This is a genomic window from Kineosporia succinea (assembly GCF_030811555.1).
GTDB classification, from domain to species: Bacteria; Actinomycetota; Actinomycetes; order Actinomycetales; family Kineosporiaceae; genus Kineosporia; species Kineosporia succinea.
The window spans coordinates 425,860-450,350 of record NZ_JAUSQZ010000001.1; the positions used below are offsets into that span (position 1 = coordinate 425,860).

The 24,491-nt window shown below is 70.9% G+C and carries 21 protein-coding genes; 5 read left to right on the forward strand and 16 right to left on the reverse strand.

Going from position 1 to position 24,491, the window contains the following annotated elements; translation table 11 throughout:
- Window positions 1-13: 13 nt before the first annotated feature.
- From J2S57_RS01940 to J2S57_RS01955, 4 genes are read right to left on the reverse strand one after another with little or no spacing between them, the layout of a single operon-like run.
- Window positions 14-1,270, reverse strand: a complete 1,257-nt coding sequence (locus J2S57_RS01940) for a cation:proton antiporter (protein WP_307237562.1) — start codon at window positions 1,268-1,270, stop codon at window positions 14-16.
- The gene (locus J2S57_RS01945; RefSeq protein WP_307237566.1) at window positions 1,267-2,637 is read right to left on the reverse strand and encodes a cytochrome P450; all 1,371 of its coding nucleotides are present in this window, start codon (window positions 2,635-2,637) and stop codon (window positions 1,267-1,269) included. Before J2S57_RS01945 ends, J2S57_RS01940 begins: the two co-directional genes overlap by 4 nt.
- Entirely contained in the window at window positions 2,634-3,725 is a 1,092-nt protein-coding gene (locus J2S57_RS01950; RefSeq protein WP_307237570.1) for an alpha-hydroxy acid oxidase, read from the reverse strand. The genes J2S57_RS01945 and J2S57_RS01950 overlap by 4 nt, the downstream gene beginning before the upstream one ends.
- Window positions 3,715-5,328 carry an NAD(P)-binding domain-containing protein gene (locus J2S57_RS01955; RefSeq protein ID WP_307237573.1) on the reverse strand — a complete coding sequence of 538 codons (1,614 nt, stop codon included), beginning with the start codon at window positions 5,326-5,328 and terminating at the stop codon, window positions 3,715-3,717. The genes J2S57_RS01950 and J2S57_RS01955 overlap by 11 nt, the downstream gene beginning before the upstream one ends.
- Before the next feature lie 116 nt (window positions 5,329-5,444).
- Between J2S57_RS01955 and J2S57_RS01960 the strand changes: the two genes are divergently transcribed.
- Entirely contained in the window at window positions 5,445-5,930 is a 486-nt protein-coding gene (locus tag J2S57_RS01960; protein ID WP_307237576.1) for a PRC-barrel domain-containing protein, read from the forward strand.
- 233 nt (window positions 5,931-6,163) lie between these two features.
- Here J2S57_RS01960 and J2S57_RS01965 read toward each other — a convergent pair whose 3' ends face one another.
- Complete coding sequence (locus tag J2S57_RS01965; protein ID WP_307237579.1) at window positions 6,164-7,225, reverse strand: RecX family transcriptional regulator; 1,062 nt, start codon at window positions 7,223-7,225, stop codon at window positions 6,164-6,166.
- A 298-nt stretch (window positions 7,226-7,523) separates the two neighbouring features.
- The gene (gene recA / locus J2S57_RS01970; RefSeq protein WP_307237582.1) at window positions 7,524-8,558 is read right to left on the reverse strand and encodes a recombinase RecA; all 1,035 of its coding nucleotides are present in this window, start codon (window positions 8,556-8,558) and stop codon (window positions 7,524-7,526) included.
- A gap of 519 nt (window positions 8,559-9,077) precedes the next feature.
- Between recA and J2S57_RS01975 the strand changes: the two genes are divergently transcribed.
- Window positions 9,078-9,533 carry an ankyrin repeat domain-containing protein gene (locus tag J2S57_RS01975; RefSeq protein ID WP_307237585.1) on the forward strand — a complete coding sequence of 152 codons (456 nt, stop codon included), beginning with the start codon at window positions 9,078-9,080 and terminating at the stop codon, window positions 9,531-9,533.
- 39 nt (window positions 9,534-9,572) lie between these two features.
- Here J2S57_RS01975 and J2S57_RS01980 read toward each other — a convergent pair whose 3' ends face one another.
- The 4 genes from J2S57_RS01980 to J2S57_RS01995 all read right to left on the reverse strand — a co-directional run bounded on the left by J2S57_RS01980 (window position 9,573) and on the right by J2S57_RS01995 (window position 12,649).
- Window positions 9,573-10,370, reverse strand: coding sequence for an ABC transporter permease (locus tag J2S57_RS01980; RefSeq protein ID WP_307237589.1), 798 nt, complete (start codon window positions 10,368-10,370; stop codon window positions 9,573-9,575).
- Entirely contained in the window at window positions 10,367-11,164 is a 798-nt protein-coding gene (locus tag J2S57_RS01985; protein WP_307237591.1) for an ABC transporter permease, read from the reverse strand. The genes J2S57_RS01980 and J2S57_RS01985 overlap by 4 nt, the downstream gene beginning before the upstream one ends.
- A 10-nt stretch (window positions 11,165-11,174) precedes the next feature.
- Window positions 11,175-12,098: an ABC transporter ATP-binding protein gene (locus tag J2S57_RS01990; protein WP_370882547.1), complete on the reverse strand. Its 924-nt coding sequence runs from the start codon at window positions 12,096-12,098 to the stop codon at window positions 11,175-11,177.
- Between the two features lie 323 nt (window positions 12,099-12,421).
- Window positions 12,422-12,649, reverse strand: a complete 228-nt coding sequence (locus J2S57_RS01995; RefSeq protein WP_307237597.1) for a DUF3046 domain-containing protein — start codon at window positions 12,647-12,649, stop codon at window positions 12,422-12,424.
- Between the two features lie 144 nt (window positions 12,650-12,793).
- Here J2S57_RS01995 and J2S57_RS02000 point away from each other — a divergent pair, with 144 nt between their 5' ends.
- On the forward strand, window positions 12,794-17,743 hold the full coding sequence (locus tag J2S57_RS02000; RefSeq protein WP_307237600.1) for an Lhr family helicase: 4,950 nt from the start codon (window positions 12,794-12,796) through the stop codon (window positions 17,741-17,743).
- A gap of 291 nt (window positions 17,744-18,034) precedes the next feature.
- Here the strand turns inward: J2S57_RS02000 and J2S57_RS02005 are convergent, their stop codons facing one another.
- Window positions 18,035-18,469, reverse strand: a complete 435-nt coding sequence (locus J2S57_RS02005) for a protein-tyrosine phosphatase family protein (protein WP_307237604.1) — start codon at window positions 18,467-18,469, stop codon at window positions 18,035-18,037.
- Between the two features lie 136 nt (window positions 18,470-18,605).
- Window positions 18,606-19,169: an NADPH-dependent FMN reductase gene (locus J2S57_RS02010; protein ID WP_307237607.1), complete on the reverse strand. Its 564-nt coding sequence runs from the start codon at window positions 19,167-19,169 to the stop codon at window positions 18,606-18,608.
- A gap of 124 nt (window positions 19,170-19,293) precedes the next feature.
- Between J2S57_RS02010 and J2S57_RS02015 the strand changes: the two genes are divergently transcribed.
- Window positions 19,294-19,887, forward strand: a complete 594-nt coding sequence (locus tag J2S57_RS02015) for a MarR family winged helix-turn-helix transcriptional regulator (protein ID WP_307237610.1) — start codon at window positions 19,294-19,296, stop codon at window positions 19,885-19,887.
- On the opposite strand, the gene J2S57_RS02020 is transcribed toward J2S57_RS02015, so the two are convergent.
- Both J2S57_RS02020 and J2S57_RS02025 read right to left on the reverse strand, forming a co-directional pair.
- Window positions 19,877-21,154: an MFS transporter gene (locus J2S57_RS02020; RefSeq protein ID WP_307237613.1), complete on the reverse strand. Its 1,278-nt coding sequence runs from the start codon at window positions 21,152-21,154 to the stop codon at window positions 19,877-19,879. The genes J2S57_RS02015 and J2S57_RS02020 overlap by 11 nt on opposite strands.
- A complete protein-coding gene (locus J2S57_RS02025) occupies window positions 21,151-21,771 on the reverse strand; it encodes a winged helix-turn-helix domain-containing protein (protein ID WP_307237617.1) in 621 nt (206 codons plus the stop codon). The genes J2S57_RS02020 and J2S57_RS02025 overlap by 4 nt, the downstream gene beginning before the upstream one ends.
- A gap of 104 nt (window positions 21,772-21,875) precedes the next feature.
- On the opposite strand from J2S57_RS02025, the gene J2S57_RS02030 reads away from it, so the two are divergent.
- Window positions 21,876-22,760 carry a DNA-formamidopyrimidine glycosylase family protein gene (locus J2S57_RS02030; RefSeq protein ID WP_307237619.1) on the forward strand — a complete coding sequence of 295 codons (885 nt, stop codon included), beginning with the start codon at window positions 21,876-21,878 and terminating at the stop codon, window positions 22,758-22,760.
- A 243-nt stretch (window positions 22,761-23,003) separates the two neighbouring features.
- Here J2S57_RS02030 and J2S57_RS02035 read toward each other — a convergent pair whose 3' ends face one another.
- Together J2S57_RS02035 and J2S57_RS02040 are read right to left on the reverse strand one after the other, a co-directional pair.
- Window positions 23,004-23,315 (reverse strand): helix-turn-helix domain-containing protein, encoded by a 312-nt coding sequence (locus tag J2S57_RS02035; protein ID WP_307237621.1) that lies wholly within the window; start codon window positions 23,313-23,315, stop codon window positions 23,004-23,006.
- Between the two features lie 407 nt (window positions 23,316-23,722).
- Window positions 23,723-24,277: a CinA family protein gene (locus J2S57_RS02040; protein ID WP_370882548.1), complete on the reverse strand. Its 555-nt coding sequence runs from the start codon at window positions 24,275-24,277 to the stop codon at window positions 23,723-23,725.
- Window positions 24,278-24,491 lie beyond the last annotated feature (214 nt).

Below are 24,491 nucleotides of genomic sequence, written 5' to 3' on the forward strand. Positions count from 1 at the left end.
TAAAAGTTGAAAGTTACGCTATCTCCTGAGGAATCCGGGCCGTCGCGCGCCGGGCCTCCAACCGGTCGATCAGCGTCAGCGCGGGCGTCGTCATCAGCGTGGTCACCAGCGCCACGAGCACCAGCGCCGTGAACATCCGGTCGCTCACGATCCCCGCCTCCAGGCCGACGTTCAGCGCGATCAGCTGCATCAGGCCGCGGGCGTTCATCAGCGCCCCGACCCGCGCGGCCACCAGGGGCGGCTGCCCGGAGGCCCGGGCGGCGACCCAGCAGGCACCGAACTTGCCGACGACCGCGGTGAGCACGCAGGCCAGCGCGAACAGCAGCACCGCAGGATCACCGAGCAGCCCGAACTTCGTGTTCAGCCCGGAGTAGGTGAAGAACAACGGCAGGAACAGGCCGGTGCCGAGTGGGGCGACCGCTCCCATCACCTCCTCGCTCTCGGCCCGGCGCGGCAGCACCAGTCCCACGCAGAAGGCGCCGAACACCGCGTACAGGCCGATCTCGTCGGTGTACCAGGCCACCGCGAGCAGCAGCAGGAGCACACCGATCAGGCGTTTCTGCGGGTCGAACCGGGTGCGCTCGAACAGCGCCGTGGTGACCCGCCGGCCGCCCAGCCCCAGGCCGACCGCGAACAGGATCGCACCGCCCACCGTGAGCAGGGCCGGGCCGAACTCGCCGGAGGCCGTGGCCAGCACGAACGCCAGCAGGATCCAGGCCACCACGTCGTCGATCGCCCCGCTGGCCAGGGCCAGCGAACCGTGGGGAGTGCCGGCGTGCCCGCGCTCGGTGACGATGCGCGCCAGCATCGGGAAGGCGGTGATGGCCAGGGCCACGCCGACGAACGCGGCCGAGACCGGGGTCGACACCCCCTCGGCGAACACGTCCACGTGGTCACGGGCCACGAACGTCAGTGCCACCCCCAGCGTGAGTGGGGCGAGAATGCCTGCCAGCGAGACGATTCCGGCGGTCCCGGCGATCTTCCCGGGCCGGTGCGCGGCGAACTCGTACCCGGCCGTGAACATGAACAGGATCAGGCCGATCTGCCCCAGCACGTAGAGCACCGGACGCAACTGGTCGGGGAACAGCGCGTCCTGCACCCCCGGCAGCAGCAGGCCGAGCAGGCTGGGCCCGAGCAGCACGCCGGCCAGCATCTCGCTGACCACCGGCGGCTGACCGGCCTTGCCGAGCAGCCAGGCGGCACCCCGGCAGACCAGCACGATGACGACCATGGCGATGAAGAGCCGGGGCGCGAGCTCGGACGGGGTCACCGGTTCACCTCCTGCCTCGAGGCCGGGCCGTGTTCCGGATGATCGTCGAAGTAGCTCGCGCAGAGCCGTTTCCGGCGGGCGTCGGCCACCATGTACGTGCCCAGCACGAGCTGCGTGAGGCTGATGGTCACGTCGTCGACGCGGTCGCGGGCGCGCATCCGGGCCAGGCGCGGCCTCAGGTCGGCGTCCGGATCGCGCACCAGCAGACAGGGCCCGCGGTTCGGCATCGAGCGGGTGTGCGAGGCCGACGAGGCCAGACCGTGACGGCGCAGCACCTCCCGGGCCGCCGCGCGCATCATCACCGGGGCCATGCCGCGCGCCGGGCAGGCCCGATTGGCCGTCACCCCGAACGGGATGAAGTGAGCGTCCCTGCGTTTCAGCGTCTTCCAGCGGTCGGGGCGGAAGTCGTCGTCCGCGGCCGGGCCGGTGCGCTGGAAGGCCAGGTAGTTGAACAGCAGCACCGATCCGGTGGGCAGGGTGCGGCCGGGCAGCTCGATCGGGGCGGTGGTCACCCGGTGCGCGATGCCGAACAGGGGGTTCACGCGCAGGCCCTCGTCGATGACGCGGTCGAGAGCGTCGTCGTCGTGCAGGTTCTCCCGCAGGTCACGCTGCACGTCGGGATGCTGCGCGATCACCATCAGCAGGTGCGCCATCGCCTCCGACATCTGCACGACCGCGGTGTTGAAGAACGCGCCCTGCAGGTACCAGGCGGTCTCCCGGGTGCTGAACTCGTCGGCGGGCAGGGTGACCAGTGACTCCCCGGCCTCCAGGCGCTTTTCGAGATAACGGGTCAGGGCGTCGCGGCGGTCCATGTGCCGCAGGCTGCAGCCCTTCAGCGCGGTGATGACGTCGTCGGCGTTACCCACGATCAGGTCGCGGGCCTCACGCGGGCAGGGTTCGCCGAAGACCAGTTCGTAGTAGGCCTCCGCCCAGATCGGCATCATCAGATCGCGCAGCCTGACCGCGGTGACGTCTTCCAGCGGCAGCTCGTCGAGGATCTTCGCGGTCTTCTCGTGCGCCAGTCGCTCCGCGTCGGCCAGCGGGATCGCGAGCGCCTGCCGCGTCGCCCTCGCCACGGTGCGGTAGCGAGGGCCAGGTTCCAGGTGTTCCTGGTGCATCTGCGGTCCGGGGGCGAGCCAGTACCAGAACAGGTCCGAGAGGCCCGCTCCCACACTGCGGCCGTCGGCGGCGGGGTGTGAGTAGAGCGTCTCGAAGTGCTCAGCGCCGATCGCCGGGCCGGGCACCGGGATGCCCTCCTCGCCGTTGATCCAGGTGAAGATGTTCTCGCGCAGGCGGATCACGGCCGGGGGCAACCACCAGGGGGCGGTCGCGGTCACGGCCGCGGCGGCCAGGGTGCGGCCGATCATGGGTGGCCTCCAGGGTGCTTGGGGACGCGGCGGTGAGTCGGTGGGCCGGTCCAGATGACGTCGGGGTCGAGGTGGTCCGGACGGCTCACCCCGCAGAGTGCGAGGGCCTCGTCGACCTCGGTGCGCAGCAGGTCGAGCACCTGGCTGACGCCGTCCTGACCGCCGGCGGCGAGCCCCCAGAGCACCGGCCGGCCGATACCGACGGCGCTCGCCCCGAGGGCCAGGGCCCGCACCACGTCGATGCCGCGGCGCACCCCGCCGTCGAGGATGAGAGGGAACCCGTCCGGCACGGCCTCGGCGATCGCGGGCAGCGCGTCGATCGTGGCGACCGTCCCGTCGAGCTGACGGCCGCCGTGGTTGGAGACGACGATCCCGGCGACCCCGTGGTCCACGGCCCGGCGCGCGTCGTCGGGATGCAGCACACCCTTCAGCAGGACCGGCAGCCCGGTGACCGCCCGGAGGCGGTCGACCGACTCCCAGGTGACCGACGCGTCCATCGCGATCGAGCGCAGGGTGCCCGCGTCGTCCACCATGTTCTCGCACCTCAGGCCCGCCGGGAGATCGTGGAAACCGTTGCGGTGGTCGCGTTCCCGGCGACCGAGAACGGGCGAGTCGACCGTGACCACGAGTGCGCCGTACCCGGCCTTCTCGGCCCGCTGCACCAGCGCGGTCGTGAAGTCCCCGTCGGGCTGCAGGTACAGCTGGAGCCAGCGCTCGGTCTCCTCACCGATCGCCTCGATCCGGGTGGTGGCGGCCATCGACACGATCATCACGGTGTTGGCCGCGGCGACCGCCCGGGCGGTGGCGATCTCCCCGTCCGGATGGGCGAGCCGGTGGAAGGCGGTCGGGGACACGATCACCGGGGTGTCGAGGTGACGACCGAGCAGGGTGATGCCCGTGCTTCTGCTCGAGACGTCCCGTAACACCCGTGGCCGCAGCCGGATCCGCTCGAACGCGTCCCGGTTCGACCGGAGCGTGCTCTCGTCACCGGCGGCGCCGGCGAAGAAGTCCGCGTGCTCCTTGGTCAGGGTGTTCTGAGCGGCCTTCTCGATGTCGTCAAGACTGAACCATCGGGTGTCAGCGGGCACCCAGCTGCTCCTTGACGAAGGCGATCAGGGGTTCCACGTGCACGGCGGGCCGGTCCCACTCGTTCTCGAGGTTCTCGGCCAGATGATGCGTGCCGGCCAGCTCGCCGTCGCGGTAGTGCCGCACCACCGGGTGCAAGTAGGCCGCGTCGTGCGCCTGACCAGGGGTGTCCTGGGCGATGCGGGTCACCGTGATGTCGAACGGGTCGACCTTGTCGTGGTCGGGGCCGTACTCCAGCGTGACCAGGAACGCATGCTCGGGACTGCCGATGCCGCCGTCCTTGAAGTACGCGACCGGTACCTCCTCGAGGTAACTCGCCCGGCCGTCCTGCGCGTCCTGCCCGCCTTGCAGGCTTTGCACGCCTTGCCCACCTTGCACGGTGACGACGTCGGCCAGCACGTCGAACTGCTGCCAGAGCGCGGAGGTGCGGTTGATGCGCTCGATGATCTTGCCGGTGATCGCCTCCGGGGTGGCCTCGATGCCTCGCGACGGCCATTCCTGGTTCTCGTACCGCTGGTCGAGGATCTTGCCCAGAGCCCTCACACCGTAACGGAATCCGTGGATGAACCCGTTCGTGGACTTCTTGAAGTCGCGCACCTGGCTCAGCGTTCCCGCGATGTACAGGCCGGGCACGTTGGTCGACTCCCAGGCCGAGGTCTGGTTCGGGAAGCGGTCGTTGATCACCAGCTCGGGCCGGGCGTCGCCCTCGAAGATGCTCGCGTCGAAACGGAACCCGGTGCAGGCGATCACCCGGTCGTAGGTGAGCTCCTTCTGCACCTCGTCGGCCCGGGAGAAGCTGAACACCACGGTGTAGGTGCCGTTCTCGTTATTGCGGATGCTCTTGACGGTGCCGTCGAGGATCGCGTTCTGCGACTTGAGCTGGTAGGTGTCGAGGAAGTTGTTGTTGACGGCGCGCAGGTGACCCACGTAGTGCGTGCGCCAGGCCAGCCGTATCGGGCTCGCACCGGCCACGTGCAGCACGGCGGCGGTCTCGACCAGGTTGTCGGCGGTCTCGAAGGCCGAGTTGCCCTTGCCCAGGATGAGGACGCGCTGGTCGATGAAGTCGTCGGGGTCGACGGAGACGGTGTCGTAGCGCTCGATCGTGTCGGCGCCCTCGACGTCGGGGAAGTTGAGCTTGGACACGCCCGTGGCGACGATGACCGTTCTCGCCGTGAGGGTTTCGTGACGGGTGATGATCTCGAACAGGCCCTGCTTCTTGACGACGTTCTCCACGCGACTGTCGTAGCTCACGTTCACACCGGTCTTCTCGGCGAAGTCCCGCAGGTAGCGCACGAGTTCGTCGGCGTCCGGGAAGTACTTCCGGGTGCGGGCGGTGAAGAGCAGACTCGGGTCGTTGTCGTCGGTGTCGCTGCTGAGGATCGAGTTCCAGTCCATGCGCAGGCTGAACTCGGGATCGCTCGAGCCGGTGTACCGCTTGTTGACCGAGATCAGCGTCCGGTGCCGGGGGTACGTCTCGAAGAACGTCCCGGGACCCCCGCCCGCCTCGAGCACCCGGTAGTTGCGGCCGGAGCGCTCCAGACGGGCCGCGAGCTGCAGTCCCGCCGGCCCGGCGCCGATGATCAGGTAGTCGATCGTCCCAGTCATGGCGGTGACGGTAGGTCGGTGATTTCAGAGAAAGTTCAACGTCCGGGCGCTCTCGAGTGGTGTTCACGGCCGGTCGCGTGAGACTGGCCAGCACGTGCACGACCCGAGGAGGAGACGTGGATCTGAAGCCCGAAGAGGCCCGTGACCTGGTGGGCCGTACCCTTCACGACGTGCGGGGCGAGCGCCTCGGTGACGTGAGCGGCGTGTACTTCAACGACGCCGGCCATGATGCGGAATGGCTTTCGGTCACGGACGGGGAGAACGTCTCGTTCGTCCCGGCCTCCGCCCTGACCTCCGACGCCTCCGACCAGCTCTCCCTGACGTTCGACCGGGGCATGCTCGACAACCAGCCGAAGATCGAGCCGCACGACGGCGCGCTGTCGAACGCCCAGGTGGCGCGGCTGCACGAGTTCTTCCACACGTTCGACGGGCGCACCCGGATCACGAGCGCGACCTCGGGGGCGGCGGCCGACCCGTCGGCCGACCCGGCCGAGACGCCCTTCACCGGGAGGGCACACGAGGCGGTGTTCGGCACGGGCACCCCGGCGCCGGGTGAGCCGCACGACGTGACCCTGCAGGGGAACGGCAATTTCGCACCGTAGGGGCGCGCCGATGACGGACGCGTGGCCCGGCGCCGCCTGAACCCGGCCCTTGGTTCGGGCCGGGTTCACCTCGGAACCGGCCGACCCGGCGGTGCCGTTTCGGTCGAGGCGGGCGTCAGTCGAGGTCGGCGGCAGGTCTAGGCGGGCGGCAGGTCGAGACAGGCGCCAGGTCCGGGCAGGCGCCAGGTCCGGGCAGGCGCCAGGTCCGGGCAGGCGCCAGGTCTGGGCAGGCGTCAGTCGAGGTCGGGGTGGTCCAGGGCCTCGGCGTCGAGGTCGGCGAGTTCTTCCCGGATGGCCTGGTAGGCGATGCCGGAGCTGTAGCCCTTGCGGGCGAGCATCCCGGCGAGGCGGCGGAGGCGGCGTTCCGGGTCGTCTTTCATCATGCTGCGGGCCTTCTTGCGCACCAGGTCGCGGGCGGTGGCGAGTTCGTCGTCGGAGCTGAGCTGGTCGACGGCCTCACGGACCGTCTCGTCGGCCACGCCCTTCTGCCGCAGCTCGTAGGCCAGGGCACGCTTGGCCAGGCCCTTGCCCGAGTGCCGGGTCTCGACGTACTGCTGGGAGAACGCCGCGTCGTCGACCAGGTCGACCTCTTCGAACCGGTCGAGCACGGCGGACGCCACGTCGTCGGGAATCTCCTTCTGCGCCAGCACTTTCGCCAGCTGCGAGCGGGTGCGGGCACCGGCATGCAGCTGCCTCAGCAGGATGTCGCGGGCTTCCTGCTCGGGATCGGCGGGCGGACGGGGCCGCTCCCGGCCGGCCTCGCGACCAGCCCTACCGCTCTCGTCGTCACCCTCAGAGGTCTCGAGCCCGGGGTTCTCCGCGTCGTCGGCATCACGTCGCTCCGACCTCGGACGCCGGCGCAGCGAATTGCCCGACCTCCCCCACGGCGAATCCCCCGCCTCACGACGTTGCCGGTTCAGCCCTCGGGGCTTACGGGCGCCGGGCGTGCTCTCACCGGGGGACGCGACCTCTTCACGGGCGGTTCGGCCCACGCGGGATTTCGCGGTGGCCGGCCCCCAGCCGGGAGTCGACCACTGCGGCTGGACCTCGCCGTTCCCGGCACCCGGATCGGTGTCCGGGAGAACGTCGGCACCGCTACCGGTCGCGCGACGGCTCTCGGCCCTGCGGCTCTCGGCCCCGCGACTCTCGGCCCCGCGACGGCCACTGGCACCGTGACGGTTGCCGCCATCGTCGCTGTCTTCGGCAGCGCCCTGACCGGCCCGCCACTCGGCTTCTTTCTGGGCGATCATGTCGCGCAGATCGTGCTGGTTCAGCCGGGTGCCGTCGAGGCTCACGACAGCGCCCGCGTCTGACGCAGCGTCACCGGGACTGCTCTTGCCTACCTTGCGTTTTCGCGCCGGGCGACTGTCGTCGGATGCACCGGCTGCACCGCTGCCCCGTCCGGAAAAAAGATCGTGGACAGACGCCAGCCCCGGGGTGCCCCCCTCCGGGACCCCCCGGGGCCGTCGCTGGTCTTCGGTCATGCCTTCGTCACCTTTCAGGCCCCACCACAAGGCCGTGTGAGGCCCGCTACGAACACCGACCGGTACCGGAGGAGGTCGGCCGGAACCCGCAGCGGGACGTCACGAGGGATCAGAAAGCGACCGCGACCTCGGCGGGAGCGTCAGCCTTCGCGCCCACACCAAGCTTTTCCTTGATCTTCTTCTCGAGCTCGTTGGCCAGGTCGGGATTGTCGCGCAGGAAGCCGCGCGCATTCTCCTTGCCCTGGCCGAGCTGGTCGCCCTCGTAGGTGTACCAGGCGCCGGACTTGCGGATGAACGAGTGCTCGACACCCATGTCGATCAGGCCGCCCTCACGGGAGATGCCCTGGCCGTAGATGATGTCGAACTCGGCCTGCTTGAACGGCGGGCTCATCTTGTTCTTGACGACCTTGACCCGGGTGCGGTTACCGACCGCGTCGGTGCCGTCTTTCAGGGTCTCGATGCGGCGCACGTCGAGCCGGACCGAGGCGTAGAACTTGAGGGCCTTACCACCGGTGGTGGTTTCGGGAGACCCGAACATCACACCGATCTTCTCGCGCAGCTGGTTGATGAAGATCGCGGTGGTGCCCGAGTTGTTCAGCGCACCGGTGATCTTTCGCAGCGCCTGCGACATCAGGCGGGCCTGCAGACCAACGTGGCTGTCGCCCATCTCGCCCTCGATTTCCGCCTTCGGCACCAGGGCCGCCACGGAGTCGATGACGATGATGTCGAGCGCACCGGAACGCACCAGCATGTCGGCGATCTCCAGCGCCTGCTCACCGGTGTCGGGCTGCGACACCAGCAGGGCGTCGGTGTCGACACCGAGCTTCTTCGCGTACTCCGGGTCGAGCGCGTGCTCGGCGTCGATGAAGGCGGCGATACCGCCGGCTCGCTGGGCGCTGGCCACGGCGTGCAGGGCGACGGTCGTCTTACCGGAGGACTCCGGGCCGTAGATCTCGACGACACGGCCACGCGGAAGACCGCCGATGCCGAGCGCGATGTCGAGCGCGATGGAGCCCGTCGGGATGATCTCGATCGGCGGACGGGTGTCGTCGCCGAGACGCATGACGGAACCCTTGCCGAACTGCCGGTCGATCTGGGCAAGAGCGGCGTCGAGAGCCTTTTCACGGTCCGCGGGAGCGGGCATGTGTGTTCACCTCACAGTCGGCCGGCATCGCGGGATCGCGGGCGCCGGGTTCTTCGTCGATGGAAACGCTAGACGTGACCACCGACAGTCTTGGCCGAGTCTCTTCGCCCTGTGGAAAACAGGGCACTCGATGCGCCGGTGGAAAACACGATCGCCGTTGACCACGACCACCGGAACGCGAGGACTCTATCCGAACACGTGTTCGGACGGGAGCCGGACACGCCGGGGATCCGAACCGTCACGCCAGGGGCGCAAATCAGCGAAAACGCCCACATTGCATTCGCTGTCCACGATTTCGTGAACCTAGATTTTTAACTCTCTGCAACTGCAGCCCAACACGTTGCGTGATCACAGACAGGAGCCACGAAAGCTCCCAAAGTCATGTCACTCTCGCCCCGTAGTTCACTGTTGACACTGCATCATCACTGGCCAGGGCCTTGATGACAAAATCTGGAACACACCGTGACACACGCTCTTATGGGGTGGCGGTCAGCGTTACTTAGAGGCACAATGCCGGACATGATCGATGCTCTCCGCGAAACTGACGAGTTCGGGCGTACCGCGCTCCACTACGCCGCCGCCGACGGTGACGTCGCCGAGGTCGCACGTCTCCTGGCCGAGGGCGCCGACCCGGGCCAGCCCGACGCGGTGCGCTTCACGCCGCTGCACTTCGCCGCCCAGGAGCAGCACCCCGAGGTGGTCGCCGTGCTGATCGCCGCCGGTGCGCAGACCACCGCCACCGACCGCTGGGGCAACACCCCGCTGTGGCGCGCCGTCTTCACCGCGCACGGCCAGCGGGCCGCCGCCGAGGCGCTCATGGCCCACGGCGCCGACCCGGACGCCGCGAACTCCACCGGCATCAGCCCGCGCCGTCTGGCCGAGCGCATGGGGCTCGGCAACCTGACCGGAGACCAGGCCGACCGCACCTCCGCGGCGACCACCGCGTCCATTGCTCTGCCCCGCCAGCGCGACTGAGCCCTGAGCCAGAGCCGCGGCAGCGCCCCCTCGGGCCGGTCAGGACAGCAGCAACCGCTCCAGCCGACGGCCGGCCAGCAGCAGACCGGCCGCGCCCAGCGCCAGCAGGTAGAGCACGTGCACGATCAGTGAGGCGTCCGCCGTGCCCAGTACCAGGGCACGCTCCAGCTCGACCCCGTGATACAGCGGGGTGAGCTGAACGAGCACGCCGAACGCCGCCGGGTAGGTGGAGAGCGGGTAGAACGTGGTGGACAGCAGGAGCAGCGGGAACACCACGAGATTCACCAGGTCGAAGTCCTGCCACGACCGCATGAACGTCGTCGCCGCCATACCGGCTCCGGCGAAGGCCAGCCCGATCAGCGTGGCGGCCGGCACCGCCAGCACCGCCCACCACGACCTCACATAGCCCGCCACGAGCAGCACCAGCAGGAACGCCGTGGCGTAGCCCGCCCCGCGCAGCAGAGCCCAGGCGATCTCGCCCGCGGCCACCGCGCGAGGCCGCAGTGGCGTGGCCAGCATGCCGTCGTAGACGCGGGCGTACTTGAGCTTCCAGAACACGTTGAACGTCGAGTCCGCCACCGCGCCGTTCATGGCCGAGGCCGCCAGCAGCGCCGGGGCGACGAACTCCGCGTAGCTCACCCGGGAGCCGCCGTAGGTCACCCCGCCCACCACCGCGCCGATCCCGACGCCGATCGACAGCAGGTAGAACACCGGCTCGAAGATGCCGGACAGCACCACCGCGTACCCGTGCCGCGCCGCGCGTCCGTTGCGGGCGACCACGGCCCCGGCCCCGCGGAACTCCCCCAGCGCGGCGGCGACCCGATAGGTCACGCTCACGCGTGCAGCACCTTGCGGTAACTGCGCACGGCGAGCACGTACCCGCCTACCACCCAGGCGACCAGGTAGGCGACGTGCCCCAGGGGAGCCAGCACCGGCGCGTCCCCCGTCGCGATGTCCCGGCACAACTGCGTGCCGTGCCACAGCGGGGTGAGCCAGGCCAGGAACTCGACCACCGCGGGGAGCTGGCTCACCGGGAAGAACGTGCCCGCGAAGAGGTAGAGCGGCACCATCACGAAGCGGATGAGCATGGGAAAGGCCGCGTCCGAGTCCCGAGTGATCGAGAAGGCGAGCAGCGGCGTCACGTGGGCCAGGCCGGTGAGCACCGCGATCGGCACGGCGAGCGCGACCCAGGGCGATGCGAAGGCACCGAACAGGGCTCCGACCACGGTGAAGGCGACGGCCCCGAGACTCAGCCGGAACAGGATGAACAGGAGCTGGCCGGAGACGATGTCGGGGACGGTCAGGGGTGAGCCGGCCTGGGCGAAGTAGTGGCCGTTCATCTTCTTGCTGGACAGGATCGGCCAGGTCGACTCCGAGAACGCGCTCTGCATCGCGGAGGCGGCGAGGATGCCGGGCGCCACGAACTCCAGGTAGGGCACTCCCCCGATGCCCTGGCCCTCGGCGTCGACCAGGCTCCCCAGCCCGAGGCCGAAGGCGCCCAGGAACAGCACCGGCATGACGAACGCGGTGACCGCGCTGGAACGCCAGGTGCGGCGGTAGGCGCGCAGCCAGTACTCGAAAGCGGCCAGGGAACGGGCGGGGTCACCGAGCTCGACGGTGGGTGTGCTCATCGTCGTCCTCTCAGTCGACCAGGGTGCGGCCGGTCAGGCGCAGGAAGACGTCTTCCAGCGAGCTGCGGCGCACCAGGACGGACATCGGGCGGTCGTCGGACTCCTCGACCACGCGCGAGACCGTGTCACCGTCCTGCGTGTAGATCAGCAGGCGGTCGGGCAGCACCTCGACGCGTTCGGCCAGGTCACCGAGGTCCAGCCGGTCGCGGTGCGGTTCGAGCTCGAGGTCGGGGTAGCGCAGCTCGACCACCTCACGGCTCGAATAGCGCTCGATCAGCTGCCGGGGCGAGCCCTCGGCCACGATCTTGCCGTGGTCCATCACCACCAGGCGGTCGCAGAGCTGCTCCGCCTCGTCCATGTAGTGCGTGGTCAGCACCAGGGTGACGCCCTGCTGCTTGAGCCGGTAGAGCCGGTCCCAGAGCACGTGCCGGGCCTGCGGGTCGAGGCCCGTGGTGGGCTCGTCGAGCAGCAGGATGCCGGGGGCGTTGATGAGGGCGCGGGCGATCGTCAGGCGCCGTTTCATCCCGCCCGAGAGCGGTTCCACCGGGCTGTCGGCGCGGTCGCTGAGCTGGGCGAACCGCAGCAGCTCGTCGGCGCGGTGGGCGACCTCGGAGCGGGACAGGCCGAAGTAGCGGCCGTAGACCAGCAGGTTCTCGCGGACGGTGAGTTCCTCGTCGAGCAGGTCTTTCTGTGGCACCACGCCGAGCCGGCCGCGGATGGCCGGGCCGTCGGTGGCCGGGTCGAGTCCGAACAGGCTCAGACTGCCGTCGGTGAGCGGGGAGACGCAGCCGATCATGCGCATCGTCGAGGACTTGCCGGCACCGTTCGGGCCCAGGAAACCGAAGGCCTCCCCGCGGCGCACGTCGAGGTCGATGCCGTCGACGGCGACGAAGTCGCCGAAGTGCTTGGTCAGGCCGCGGGCGCTGATCAGGATGTCGGGTTCCGGTTCCGGCTCGGGTTCGGGTCCCGGCTTCGGTTCTGGCTTGGTTTCGGGCTTTTGGACGCGTCGGGGCGCGGTCTCGGTGTCGGTCACCGACGCGGGTGGGGCCTTGTCGGGCCCGGGCACCACGTCGTGGCGGCCGGTGCCGGCCGGGAGACCCGCGTGCCGGAGCACGTCGTCGAAGTCCTGGCTGTTCTCGTTCGCACCTCGGTCGGCGTCCTGCACGATCCTGAGGTCGTCCTGCTCGTCCGGTGGCCGGGTCGTTCCCGTCCCGGTCGTCCGTGAACCGGTCGTGGGCCCCTCCCCTGCCATGCCTGTCATGCCCGGCGCTGCTCCTTCTCGTCCTTGCCCCATCGTCGTTCCGGGGGCACATCCATCGATTCACACAGGGCGAACCACACCTCGCGGAACGGTTCCCCGGCCTCCATGGCCTGCTCCGCGGTGCGGTTGCCCAGCCCCAGCAGAACGTGGTCACGCACCAGGACGCGGCCACCCGCCCGCCCGAACTCCTCGTCCACCAGTTCCCAGAACTCACTGCTGCGCACCGCACGAGCATGCCACCCGTCCGGCCGCGCGCGCTCGCGGATTGTGGTTCCGGCCCTGCGCGCCGTGATCCGGGCGAGCGGTCTGACCTGGGCGGACGGCGGCTCGAACCGAAATTGTCGGTGGTCCGTGTGAGGATTTCGGTTGTGACGGATCAGGTGCTCGAGAGGTTCTCCCCGGCCACGCGGGCGTGGTTCACCGGGGCCTTCGCGGCGCCCACGGCAGCCCAGGCCGGAGCCTGGAACGCGGTGAGCGCCGGGCGCCACGCCCTGGTCGTCGCCCCCACCGGCTCGGGCAAGACGCTGTCGGCCTTCCTCTGGGCGCTCGACCGGCTGACCTCCACACCTCCGCCCGAAGACCCCAAGCGCCGCTGCCGGGTGCTCTACATCTCGCCGCTGAAGGCGCTCGCGGTCGACGTGGAGCGCAACCTGCGCTCACCGCTGGCCGGCATCCGCCAGGCCGCCGGGCGGCTCGGCCTGCCGCTGCCCGAGGTCAAGGTGGCGCTGCGCTCGGGCGACACCCCGGCCGACGAGCGCCGGTCCATCTCCCGCACCCCGCCCGACGTGCTGATCACCACGCCCGAGTCGCTGTTCCTCATGCTCACCTCGCAGGCGCGCGAGGTGCTCGCCGGCGTCGAGACCGTCATCATCGACGAGGTGCACGCCGTCGCCGGGTCGAAACGGGGTGCTCACCTGGCCCTTTCACTGGAGCGGCTCGACGCGTTGCTCGACCGGCCCGCCCAGCGGGTCGGGCTCAGCGCCACGGTGCGCCCGATCGAGGAGATCGCCCGGTGGCTCGGCGGGCGCAACCCGGTCGAGGTGGTGCAGCCCGCGTCCACCAAGCAGTGGGACCTGCGGGTGATCGTGCCGGTGCCCGACATGGCCGAGCTCGACAACGGGATGCCGGGGGCGACGCCCGAACCGGACGGCGACCTCACCGGCGCCGCGGCCGGCGCGGCCCGGCGCCCGTCGATCTGGCCGCACGTCGAGGAGCGCATCGTCGACCTGATCGCCGAGCACCGCTCCACGCTGGTGTTCGCGAACTCGCGGCGGCTGGCCGAGCGGCTCACGGCACGGCTCAACGAGATCTGGGCCGAACGGCTCGCGCTCGAGGAGCTGCCCGATCACGGCTCCGTGCAGCCGGCCGAGATCATGGCGCAGTCCGGTGCCTCCGCCGGGGCCGCGCCGGTGCTGGCCCGGGCGCACCACGGGTCGGTCAGCAAGGAGCAGCGGGCCATCATCGAGGGTGAGCTCAAGGCCGGGCGCCTTCCCGCCGTGGTCGCCACCTCCAGCCTGGAGCTGGGCATCGACATGGGCGCGGTCGACCTGGTGGTACAGGTCGAGTCGCCGCCCAGCGTGGCCAGCGGTCTGCAGCGGGTGGGCCGCGCCGGTCACCAGGTGGGCGCGGTGTCGCAGGGGGCGCTGTTCCCGAAGTACCGCGGAGACCTGGTACAGACGGCCGTCGTGGTGGAGCGCATGCGTGAGGGCTCGATCGAGCAGCTCTCGGTGCCCGCCAGCCCGCTCGACGTGTTGGCCCAGCAGATCGTGGCGATGGTCGCGATGGACGAGTGGCCGGTCGCCGAACTCGAAGAGCTGGTGCGGCGGTGCGCGCCGTTCGCGTCACTCACCCGGGGTGTGCTGGAGTCGGTGCTCGACATGCTGGCCGGGCGGTACCCGAGCGACGAGTTCGCCGAGCTGAGGCCGCGTCTCGTCTGGGACCGGCACGGCGACGTGCTCACCGCCCGGCCGGGTGCGCAGCGCCTCGCGGTCACCAGCGGCGGCACCATTCCCGACCGGGGGCTGTTCGGGGTGTTCCTGGCCGGTGGTGACGAGGCGCGCAAGGGAGCCGGGCGCCGGGTGGGTGAGCTCGACGAGGAGATGGTCTACGAGTCACGGGTGGGCGACGTCTTCACCCTCGGCTCCTCGGCCTGGCGCATCGAAGACATCACGCACGACCGGGTTCTCGTCACGCCCGCTCCCGGCCAGCCCGGGCGGCTGCCGTTCTGGAAGGGCGACCAGCAGGGCCGGCCGGCCGAGCTGGGCCGGGCCGTGGGCGCCTTCGTGCGGTCGGTGGGCCGGATGAAGCCCGAGGCCGCGCGCGAGCGGGTGCTCACGTCCGGGCTCGACGACTGGGCCACCGACAACCTGCTGGCCTACCTCGACGAGCAGAAGCAGGCCACGGGCCACCTCCCCGACGACAAGACCATCGTGGTCGAGCGTTTCCGCGACGAGATCGGTGACTGGCGGGTGGTGGTGCACTCGCCGTTCGGCGGTCAGGTGCACTCCCCCTGGGCGCTCGCGCTGGCCGCGCGGTTCCGCGAGCGTTTCGGGGTCGATGTGCAGGCCGCGCCGGGCGACGACGGCATCGTGCTGAGGCTGCCCGACATCGAGACCGACGACGGCTCGGCGCCCGACGTCACCGACCTGATCGTGCTCGACCCGGAAGACGTCGAGGAGATGGTCACCGCCGAGCTCGGGGGCTCGGCGCTGTTCGCGTCGCGGTTCCGCGAGTGCGCGGCACGGGCACTGCTGCTGCCGCGCCGTCAGCCGGGCAAACGGCAGCCGCTGTGGCAGCAGCGCCAGCGGGCGGCGCAGCTGCTCGAGGTGGCTTCGCGCTACGGCACGTTCCCGATCGTGCTGGAGACGCTGCGCGAGTGCCTGCAAGACGTGTTCGACGTGCCCGGGCTGGAGACGCTGATGCGCGACGTGCGCTCGCGGTCGGTGAAGGTGCTCGAGGTGACCACGCAGCAGCCGTCGCCGTTCGCCCGGAGTCTGCTGTTCGGTTACGTGGCGCAGTTCCTCTACGAGGGTGACTCACCGCTGGCCGAACGGCGGGCGGCCGCGCTCGCGCTCGACCCGGCGCTGCTGGCCGAACTGCTGGGGCGGGGCGAGGGGGCCTCGCTGCGTGACCTGCTCGACCCGTCGGCACTGCGGCGCACCGAGGAGGAGCTGCAGCGGCTGGCGCCGAACCGGCGGGCCCGCACGCTGGAGCAGGTGGCCGACCTGGTGCGCATGATCGGGCCGCTGTCGACCGCGGAGGTGGTGGAACGCACGATCGACGCCGAGGCCTGGGCGCTGGTCGAGGCGGCTTCGTCCGGTGAATCCGGTGAATCCGGTGAATCCGGTGAATCCGGTGAATCCGGTGAATCCGGTGCAGAGTTGCCGGGGCCTCGGGCCGGGGCCGAAGACTGGGGGTCCGACGAGACCGAGGCCGAGCGGCACGCGGCGGCGGGCGACGACGGTGAGAGTCCGCGTGCGGATGGCGGGAGCATCGACCCGGGTGTCGAGCTGGCGCCGGAAGCGTCGGTGGTCGAAAAGGGCTACTCCCCGGCTGTTCCCACGGTGGACCCGGCCGAGGTGGCGCACTGGCTGAGCGAGCTCGAGGGTGCTCGGCGGCTGATCCGGGTGCGCGTCGCCGGCGAGGAGCGCTGGGCGGCGGTGGAAGACGCCGGCCGTCTGCGCGACGCACTCGGCACCGCACTGCCGGTCGGTGTGGCCGAGGTGTTCACCGAGCCGGTGCCCGATCCGCTGGGCGACCTGCTGTCCCGGTACGCCCGGTCGCACGGCCCGTTCACGGCGGCGGACCTGGCGACCCGCCTGGGGCTGGGCGCGGTCGTGGTGATCGACGGGCTGCGGCGGCTCACCGACTCCGGGCGCCTGGTGCAGGGTGAGCTGCGCCCGCTGGAGAGCGGCGGCGGGCAGGGCATGGACTACTGCGACGCCGAGGTGCTGCGCACGCTGAGGCGGCGCTCGCTGGCGGCGCTGCGGGCCGAGGTGGAACCGGTTCCCGCGCTCGACCTGGCCCGGTTCCTGCCCGGCTGGCAGGGCGTCGGCGGTCGTACGCGCGGGGTGGACGGGGTGCTGCGCACCGTCGAGCAGCTGGCCGGGGCCTGGATCCCGGCGAGCGCGCTGGAGACCCTGGTGATCCCGGGGCGGGTGCCCGGTTACGCCCCGGCCATGCTCGACGAGCTGACATCCGCCGGTGAGGTGGTCTGGGCGGGGCACGGCAGCCTGCCCGGTGACGATGGCTGGGTCTCGCTGCACCCGGCCGACCTGGCACCGCTCACCCTGGCGCCCGAGGAGGCCGAGTTCGAGCCCGAGGAGCTGCATCTGGCGGTGCTCGACGCCCTGGCCGGCGGTGGGGCGTACTTCTTCCGGGCGCTGAGCGACGCGGTGGCCAGCACCGACGACCAGAAGCTCACGCAGGCCCTGTGGGACCTGGTGTGGGCGGGGCGCATCAGCAACGACACGCTGGCGGCACTGCGGGCGCGGCTGTCCGGTGGCCGCACGGCCCACAAGACCCGCCTGACCACGCCGCGGGCCCGCTACGGGCGGTACGGCGGACTGCGGGCGGGGCGGGCCGGGGCGGGTGCCGGGCGTCCGTCGATGCCGAGCCGCACCGGGCCGCCGCTGGCGGCCGGGCGCTGGTCGTTGCTTCCCGAGCGCGAACCCGACCCGACCGCCCGGGCCCATGCCCAGGCCGAGGTGCTGCTCGAGCGGCACGGCGTCGTCACCCGGGGCGCGGTGATGGCCGAACGGGTGGTCGGTGGTTTCGCGGCGGCCTACCGGGTGCTGGCCGGCTTCGAAGACGCGGGCCGGGTGCGGCGCGGCTACTTCGTCGAGGGGCTGGGGGCCTCCCAGTTCGCGGGCACCGGGGCGGTCGACCGGCTCCGGGCGTCGGCGAGGCCGGCCGGGGAGACGTTCGCGTCCGAGGGTGGGCTGCGTACGGTCGTTCTCGCGGCCGCCGACCCGGCCAACCCCTACGGCGCGGCGCTGCCGTGGCCCGAGCGGCCGGCCGACAACGCCGGGCACCGGCCGGGGCGCAAGGCGGGGGCGATCGTCATCCTGGTCGACGGGGCGCTCACGCTCTACGTCGAGAGAGGCGGGCGCACGCTGCTCTCCTGGACCGACGAGGAAGAACTGCTGGGTGCGGCGGCCGATGCCCTCGCGCTGGCCGTGCGCGAGGGGGCGCTGGGCAAGCTGACGGTCGAGAAGGCCGACGGCGAAGACGTGCTCAGCCGCGACAACCCGCTGGCCCTGGCGCTGGAGAACGCCGGGTTCCGGGCGACGCCGAGGGGGTTGCGGCTGAGGGCCTGACGGGTGGATCGGACGGACGGGTCAGTGGCTGTAGGCCCCAGGAGGCGAAGGCCCAGGGCCCAGGGCCGGGGAGGGCTGGGCCGGGGAGCGCTGAGCTCGGCAGCACTGGCCCGGCAGCACTGGCCCGGCAGCGCTGGCCCGAGAAGCGCTGAGTCCGGCAGCACCGGCCCGAGGAGCACCGGGCTCGGCAGCACCGGGCTCGGCAGCACCGGCCCCAGGGAGCGCTCGCCGGGGCCGGACATAGACCGTCGAGCACCGGGGGTTGAGATGGGGTCACGGTGGTGCGGCAGGTCAGGGTTGCCCGAACCGTCTGACGTAGCGCTTCTGCCACGGCGTCTCGACCGCATGTGGTGAATACCGTTCGCGCACATAGGCCACGGCCTCGGTGGGCGGCACACCGTCGAGCACGGCGAGGCAGGCGAGGGCGGTGCCGGTGCGCCCGCGTCCACCGTTGCAGGCGATCTCGACGCGCTCGGTGCCGGCGCGGGTCAGGATGTCCCGCAAGGCTTCCCGCGCGTCGGCCGAGTCGCCGGGCAGACGGAAGTCCGGCCAGCGCAGCCACCTCGACTCCCATCCGACCTCCGGCGGCGGGCCGCCCAGCAGGTAGAGGCCGAACTCCGGAGGAGGGCCGGGCGGAGGGCCGTGTCGCAGGCCGCGGCCACGAACGAGACGTCCGGACGGCAGCCTCAGGACCCCGGCCAGGCCGGAGGGCCAGGTTTCGCTCATGTCAGGCTCCTGTCGCCGGGCAGACGACCAGGTTGGCAGGTCCCGTCCGATCGGCGAACTCCTCTCGACACCGAAGCCGCGCAGGCCCACCCCGTGAGAACGGATGCGGTCCTGCGCGGCGAGAGAGGACGGGCGCTCAGACAGCCTGCGAGTGCAGCTTCACCGAGGCGACGAGCTGCTCGAGCAGACCGGCGACCTCCCCCTGACGACGCTCCATCGGCGCGAACTCCTGGGTGCTGGGCTCGACGTCGAAGAACATCGAGAGCGCGACCTGCGCCCGCACGTCCACCATGTGGAAGTTCGCCACGATCTGACGCCACTGCTCGACGGCGCGGATACCGCCGTCGGCCCCGAACGACACGAAACCGACCGGCTTGCTGGCCCACTCGGCACCGAGTGAGTCGAAGGCGTTCTTGAAGGCGCCGGGCACGCCGTGGTTGTACTCCGGCGTCACGAAGATGAAGCCGTCGACCGCGTCGACCGCCTCGCTCCAGCGCTGCACGTTGGCCGACTCGTACTTCTTGCCGGCCGCGGCGGGCACCACCGACGAGGTCAGCAGCGGAACGTCGAACGCCTTCAGGTCGATCAGCTCGAACTCCGCGTCGGTCCGGCCGTCGGTCGCGGCGAGGACCCACTTGGCGATGGCCTCCGTGCGCCGCGCGCCGTCACGGACCGAGCCGACGATGATGCCGATCTTCATGACCTACTCCATGCTTGAGTGCTCAATTACTTACTTGCGATCGCAAGTAGAGCACTGGATGATTGCGATCGCAACCATGGGCCCTGACATCGGGACCAAGGACACGGGACGAGACGGGCTGTTCATGACGAAGCACGACGAGAGTCCCGGGACACCGGGACCGGACATGGCCTCCGAGGGCACCCGCTGGCTGGACCGCCGGGCGGCGGACGCGTGGCTCAATCTGGTCGCGGTGGTCGAGCTGCTGCCCGTGGCGCTCGACGCCCAGCTCCTGCGCGACAGCGACCTGTCGTTCGTCGAGTTCCTGGTGCTGGCCCAGCTCGCCGAGTCGGACGGGCACACCCTGCGCCTCACCGACCTGGCCGCCACCACCAACCTCGGCCTGCCCCGCATCTCCCGGGTGGTGGCCCGCCTGGAGGCCGATGCTTTCGTGCAGCGCCGGATGCACGCCCGCGACGGCCGTTCCCGTCAGATCGAGCTGACCGATGCCGGCTGGGACAAGCTCACCACCGCCTCGGCCGGCCACATCGGCCTGGTCAACGAAATCTTCGTGAACCGGCTCTCCGCCGAGCAGTTCGAGCAGCTCACCGCGATCGGTGCCGCGCTGGCCGAGGGTCTTGACCCGAAACGGCGCGTGCTGGCCCAGGCGCTGCACAGCCCCAACGGGCGCCCCGGACTGTCGCGGGACCCGGGCGAGCTGCGCGACGTCAGGCCGTGACCGGCATCGGTTTGGCCATGCGGTCTATGCCCACCCAGACCCCGCCCCTCGCCGGCTGGAGCGTCATCACCATGTAGACGACCCCGATGAAGAGCAGCGTGGGCCGCAGCCCCAGGTGGTCGACGGCGAAGCCCGCCCCCAGGCTGCCCAGCGGCATCCCGGCCCAGCACCCGGCGTTGATCAGGCCGAACGCCCGCGCTCGCATGCGGTCGGGGATGCGCTCGAGCATGACCGTGCCGAGGATCGGGTTGATCGCCCCCGCGGCCAGCCCGGCCAGTGCCTTCACCACGACCAGCGCCCACAGCGGCAGCCCGGCCGCGAGCGCGAAGAACACCGGGCCGCCGCAGATGGTGAACGCCACGACCAGGGTGCGCCGGCGGGGCAGACGGTGGCCGATCGCGCCGAAGAGCAGCGAGCCGACCATGGCCCCGCCACCCATCGCCCCCACCATCAGCCCCAGGGCCACCGCTCCCCCGAGCTCACGCTGCGCGTACACCGGCGTGAGCACCGTGCTGCCGGCGGCGTCGAAGAGGTTCGTCACCACGACGAGCAGCACGATTGCCCGCAGCACGGGCTCTCTCGCGACGAACGTCAGCCCTTCCCGCAATCCCGTCCAGTAGCTCTGCTCCTTCGAGGTGACCCCACCGATGCCGGACGAGGTGGCCGACTCGACCGGCCCGTCCACCGTCGGTTTCCTGAACGTCACGAGGCGGGCCACGAGCAACGCCGAGATCATGAACGTGGCCGTGTCGACGAACAGGGCCTCGAGCGCCCCCAGCGCCACGACGAGGAACCCGGCCACGGGCGCCCCCAGCAACCGCGCGCCCCGCTCGGTGGCCTCCATCCAGCCGACGGCACGTTCCAGCGGAACCCCGGCCTCCTTCGCCACCTCCGGCAGGAGGGCGCGACGCGCGGTCTGGCCCGGTGCGTCGATCAGCGAGCCGACGAAGAGCAGGGCCAGCACCGCGCCGAGCGGCAGGCCGACGGTGACGTGGAGGATCGGCACCAGGGCCACGAAGAGGCCGCCGAGGACATCGGTGAGGATGCTGGCACGCCGGTAGCCGAGACGGTCGACCACGACCCCGCCGAAGACGTCACCGAGCACGATGGGCAGGCTGGCGATCACTCCGGCGGCACCGGTGGCGGACGCCGAGCCGGTTACCTCGAGCACGTAGAGCGGCAGGGCGATCAGCGTGATCATGTTGCCGGTCAGCGAGATGGTGTGGGCGGCGTAGAGCGCGCGGAGCGGCCTGCCGGCCGGCGTCATTCCGGCCTCCGGAAGAGCTGGTACACGAGGACCGCGGTCTGCGTGCTCTCGCGGTCGTTGGCCACGGACCGGGCTTCCCAGCGCTCGACCAGATCGTTCACCTCACTCTGCAGATCGCGCATCTGATCGAGGGTGAGGTGCAGATAGGCGTCTCCGGTGGTGGACGCGTGCACCCAGTCGGGATGCATCGCCGGTTCGGCGACGAGGTACTGCTCGAAGACATCGGCGTAGCGATGCGCGATCGCGCGCCGCAGCGCGCTCGAGGCAACGTGGCGTTCCGGGTCTTTCAGATCGTCGGCCGGCGACCAGCTCGTGGACGCGTGCACCGCCCGCCACCAGCGCTCGCGCCGGTCGCGGGCCAGCTCGGGAGCTTCTTCGACGAAGCCGAACTCGGCCAGCTTGCCCACGTGGTAGCTGACCGTGCCCGGGGCCTCGTCGACCAGGTCGCCGAGCATGCCGACCGACTGCGGGCCGCGCACCCGGAGCTCACCGAGCAGCGTGATGCGCAGCGGGTGGGCCAGCACACGCATGGCCTTGGGATCGGTGAGGCGGACGGTTTCGGCGGCACGGTCGGGCCGTTCACCGTCACGCTGCTCCGGGTCTCCACTCGGCGTCATGTCCCCCAGGCTAGTTCCACAAGACTTCTTGTGCAATGTTCCTTGTGGAACTGACCCGGCCGGTCCGGCGGGCTCCTTCACCGACCTGCGGGCATGCTGGGCAGATGCCCGAAGGTGACGTCGTTCTGCGGTCCGCGCGCCGGTTGCACGCCGCGCTCGCGGGACGTGAGCTGATCACGGCGGACCTGCGCTGGCCGTCGCTCGCCGAGGAGAACCTGGTCGGCCTGGAGGTGCTCGAGGTCGTCGCGATCGGCAAGCACCTGCTGATCCGGCTCGAGCAGAACGCCACGCTGCACAGCCATCTGCGCATGGAGGGCTCCTGGCACGTGCACCGCACCGGCGAGCCGTGGCGGAGGCCGCGCACCGAGCACGAGATCCGTGCCGTGCTGGCCAACTCGGAGTGGACCGCGATCGGCCATCACCTCGGCATGCTCGACCTGGTCGCCACCGACCGGGAGCACACACTGGTCGGGCACCTGGGCATGGACATCCTCTCCCCCGCCTGGGATCCGGACGTCGCCGTGCAGCGGGTGCGTGACCAGGGCACCCGTGAGATCGGGCTGGTGCTGCTCGATCAGCGGGTGATCGCGGGGATCGGCACGTTCTTCATGAGTGAGGCGGCGTTCCTGCGCGGGGTGAATCCGTGGACGCCGACCTCCTCGGTGACGAAGCTCGACCAGCTGGTGCGCCTCGCGCACAAGCTGATGGTGGTGAACGTCGACCGGGCCACGCAGGTCACCACGGGCAATGCGCGGAAGGGGCAGGAGGCGTACGTGCACGCGCGGTCGGGGCGGCCCTGCCGACGCTGTGGGACGACGATCCGGGTGGCACAGCTCGGGGAGGCACCGAACGACCGCGCGGTGTTCTGGTGCCCGCACTGCCAGCCGGGGGTGGTGCCGACCGACGACGGACGCGAGCGGCGGCCCCTGGGCGCGGAACGCGCACCTTCGGGGCGGCGAACCTCGCCCCGGTCGCCCTACCGGCGCTGACGACGAGGGACGACGCGGACAGTCCGCGGGCCCGGCGGCTGGGCGCGCCCGCCGGGTCGACGAACAGGGCAGGTCGTCGAACAGGGCAGGTCAAGGGATCCCCGGTTCGCGGACGGCCCACAATCGCGGGCGGCCGGCCTCGGCGGCGGCCCGGACCAACCGGCGCCGAGACGGCCCCAAAGCGCCGATGCCCCGGGATCCGCGAGGATCGAGGGGCATCAGCGTGGTGAGAAACTCTAGGGTTTATGCGGCCCCGGCCAGCTCGTCGGCCAGCCCGTCGGGAACGGTGTCGGGCACCCGCACACCGGCCGGAACGATGTTCTCGGCGGCGGCGACCCGCTCGCTCACTTCGTGCAGCACCGACGACAGCGGCACGGCGAGCGCCCCGCAGATCGAGGCCAGCAGCTCGGACGACGCCTCCTTCTGACCGCGCTCGACCTCGCTCAGGTAACCGAGGGAGACACGGGCCACCGAGGACACCTCACGCAGGGTGCGGCCCTGCTGGCGCCTGGCATCACGGAGCACGTCGCCGATCTCCTGCCGTAGAAGCACCATGGCGCGCCCTCCTTTCTGTGGTCCTACCCTCGGCGCCCCGCCCGGAAGGCGGGACTCGACGGTGTTGGCACCATCTTGCCCCCGAACCGTTACGACCGTGTGGCCGACAGTCCGGCGCCCGTTCGACTTGACGGACTGTTCTATACCCAGATCGTTCATCGTGCGCGATTCATGAGGACCGGCCGATGTGCGTCGTGGTGGATTTACCGTACCCCGCGGCACCGACAACGGTCGCGTAGGAGTCCGGACTGCGCGTGCCGAGACAGCACTTTCGGACCGGTTGGCAGCTGGCGACATGTGAGCATCAACGGTGCGGAGGATGCCGGTGTTCCGGGGTTGAGGCGACCTGACTCACCTTTGACAACCCCTTGACTCCCGGGCCCTCGCGTGAGGCCTTCAGCTGGGCGTCACCTGATGAGGTCGGCCAGCAGTTCGAGCACCCGGCCGGTGCTGCCCAGGCGGACCGCCGCACGGTCTCCCGGCAGGTCCAGCCGGAGCACCGCGGCCGTGATCTCGCCGTGACCTACGGGGAGGTAAAAGCGCTGATCAGTCGCCGGTTCCGGGACCTTCGGCAGGGCGCCCGCGACGGCCACGAAAACGCGCCCGGCGGGGGCCCCGTCGGCCGGCCCGGGCCCGGCGACCCCGGTCGTCGCGAGGCCGAAGTCCGCCTTCAGCAGGCGCCGGACCCCGTGAGCCATCTGTGCGGCGACCTCCGGATCGACGGGGCCGTTCGCCGAGAGCAGATCCGGATCGACGCCCAGAACATCCCTTTTGACGTCCACGGCGTAGGCCACGACGGCCCCGCGCAGCACCGCCGACGCACCCGCGATCGCCACCAGCGAGGCCGAGACCATGCCGCCCGTGAGCGATTCGGCGACCGCCACGGTGCGCCCCTGTTCGCTCAGGGCTGAAACGATCTGGGCCGCGCTCTGGTCGACATCCGCAGCTGACTCGTCGACCAGGACGTGGTGCGGGGACGCCTCGAGCTCGCTCACGTCGGCCTTGCCGGGTCGAGGTTCGGGGGCGTCGTCGGTACGGGTCTCAGGCACCCGCACAGACTGCCATCGGTGCGCGTCGAGGGCTTGGGCAGAGAGACCGCCCGCGAGGTGGCGGGAAGCAGCGCCCGCGCCCGGTCCGGCAAGACGAAGCCCAGGCAAGGCACAGACCAGGCAAGGC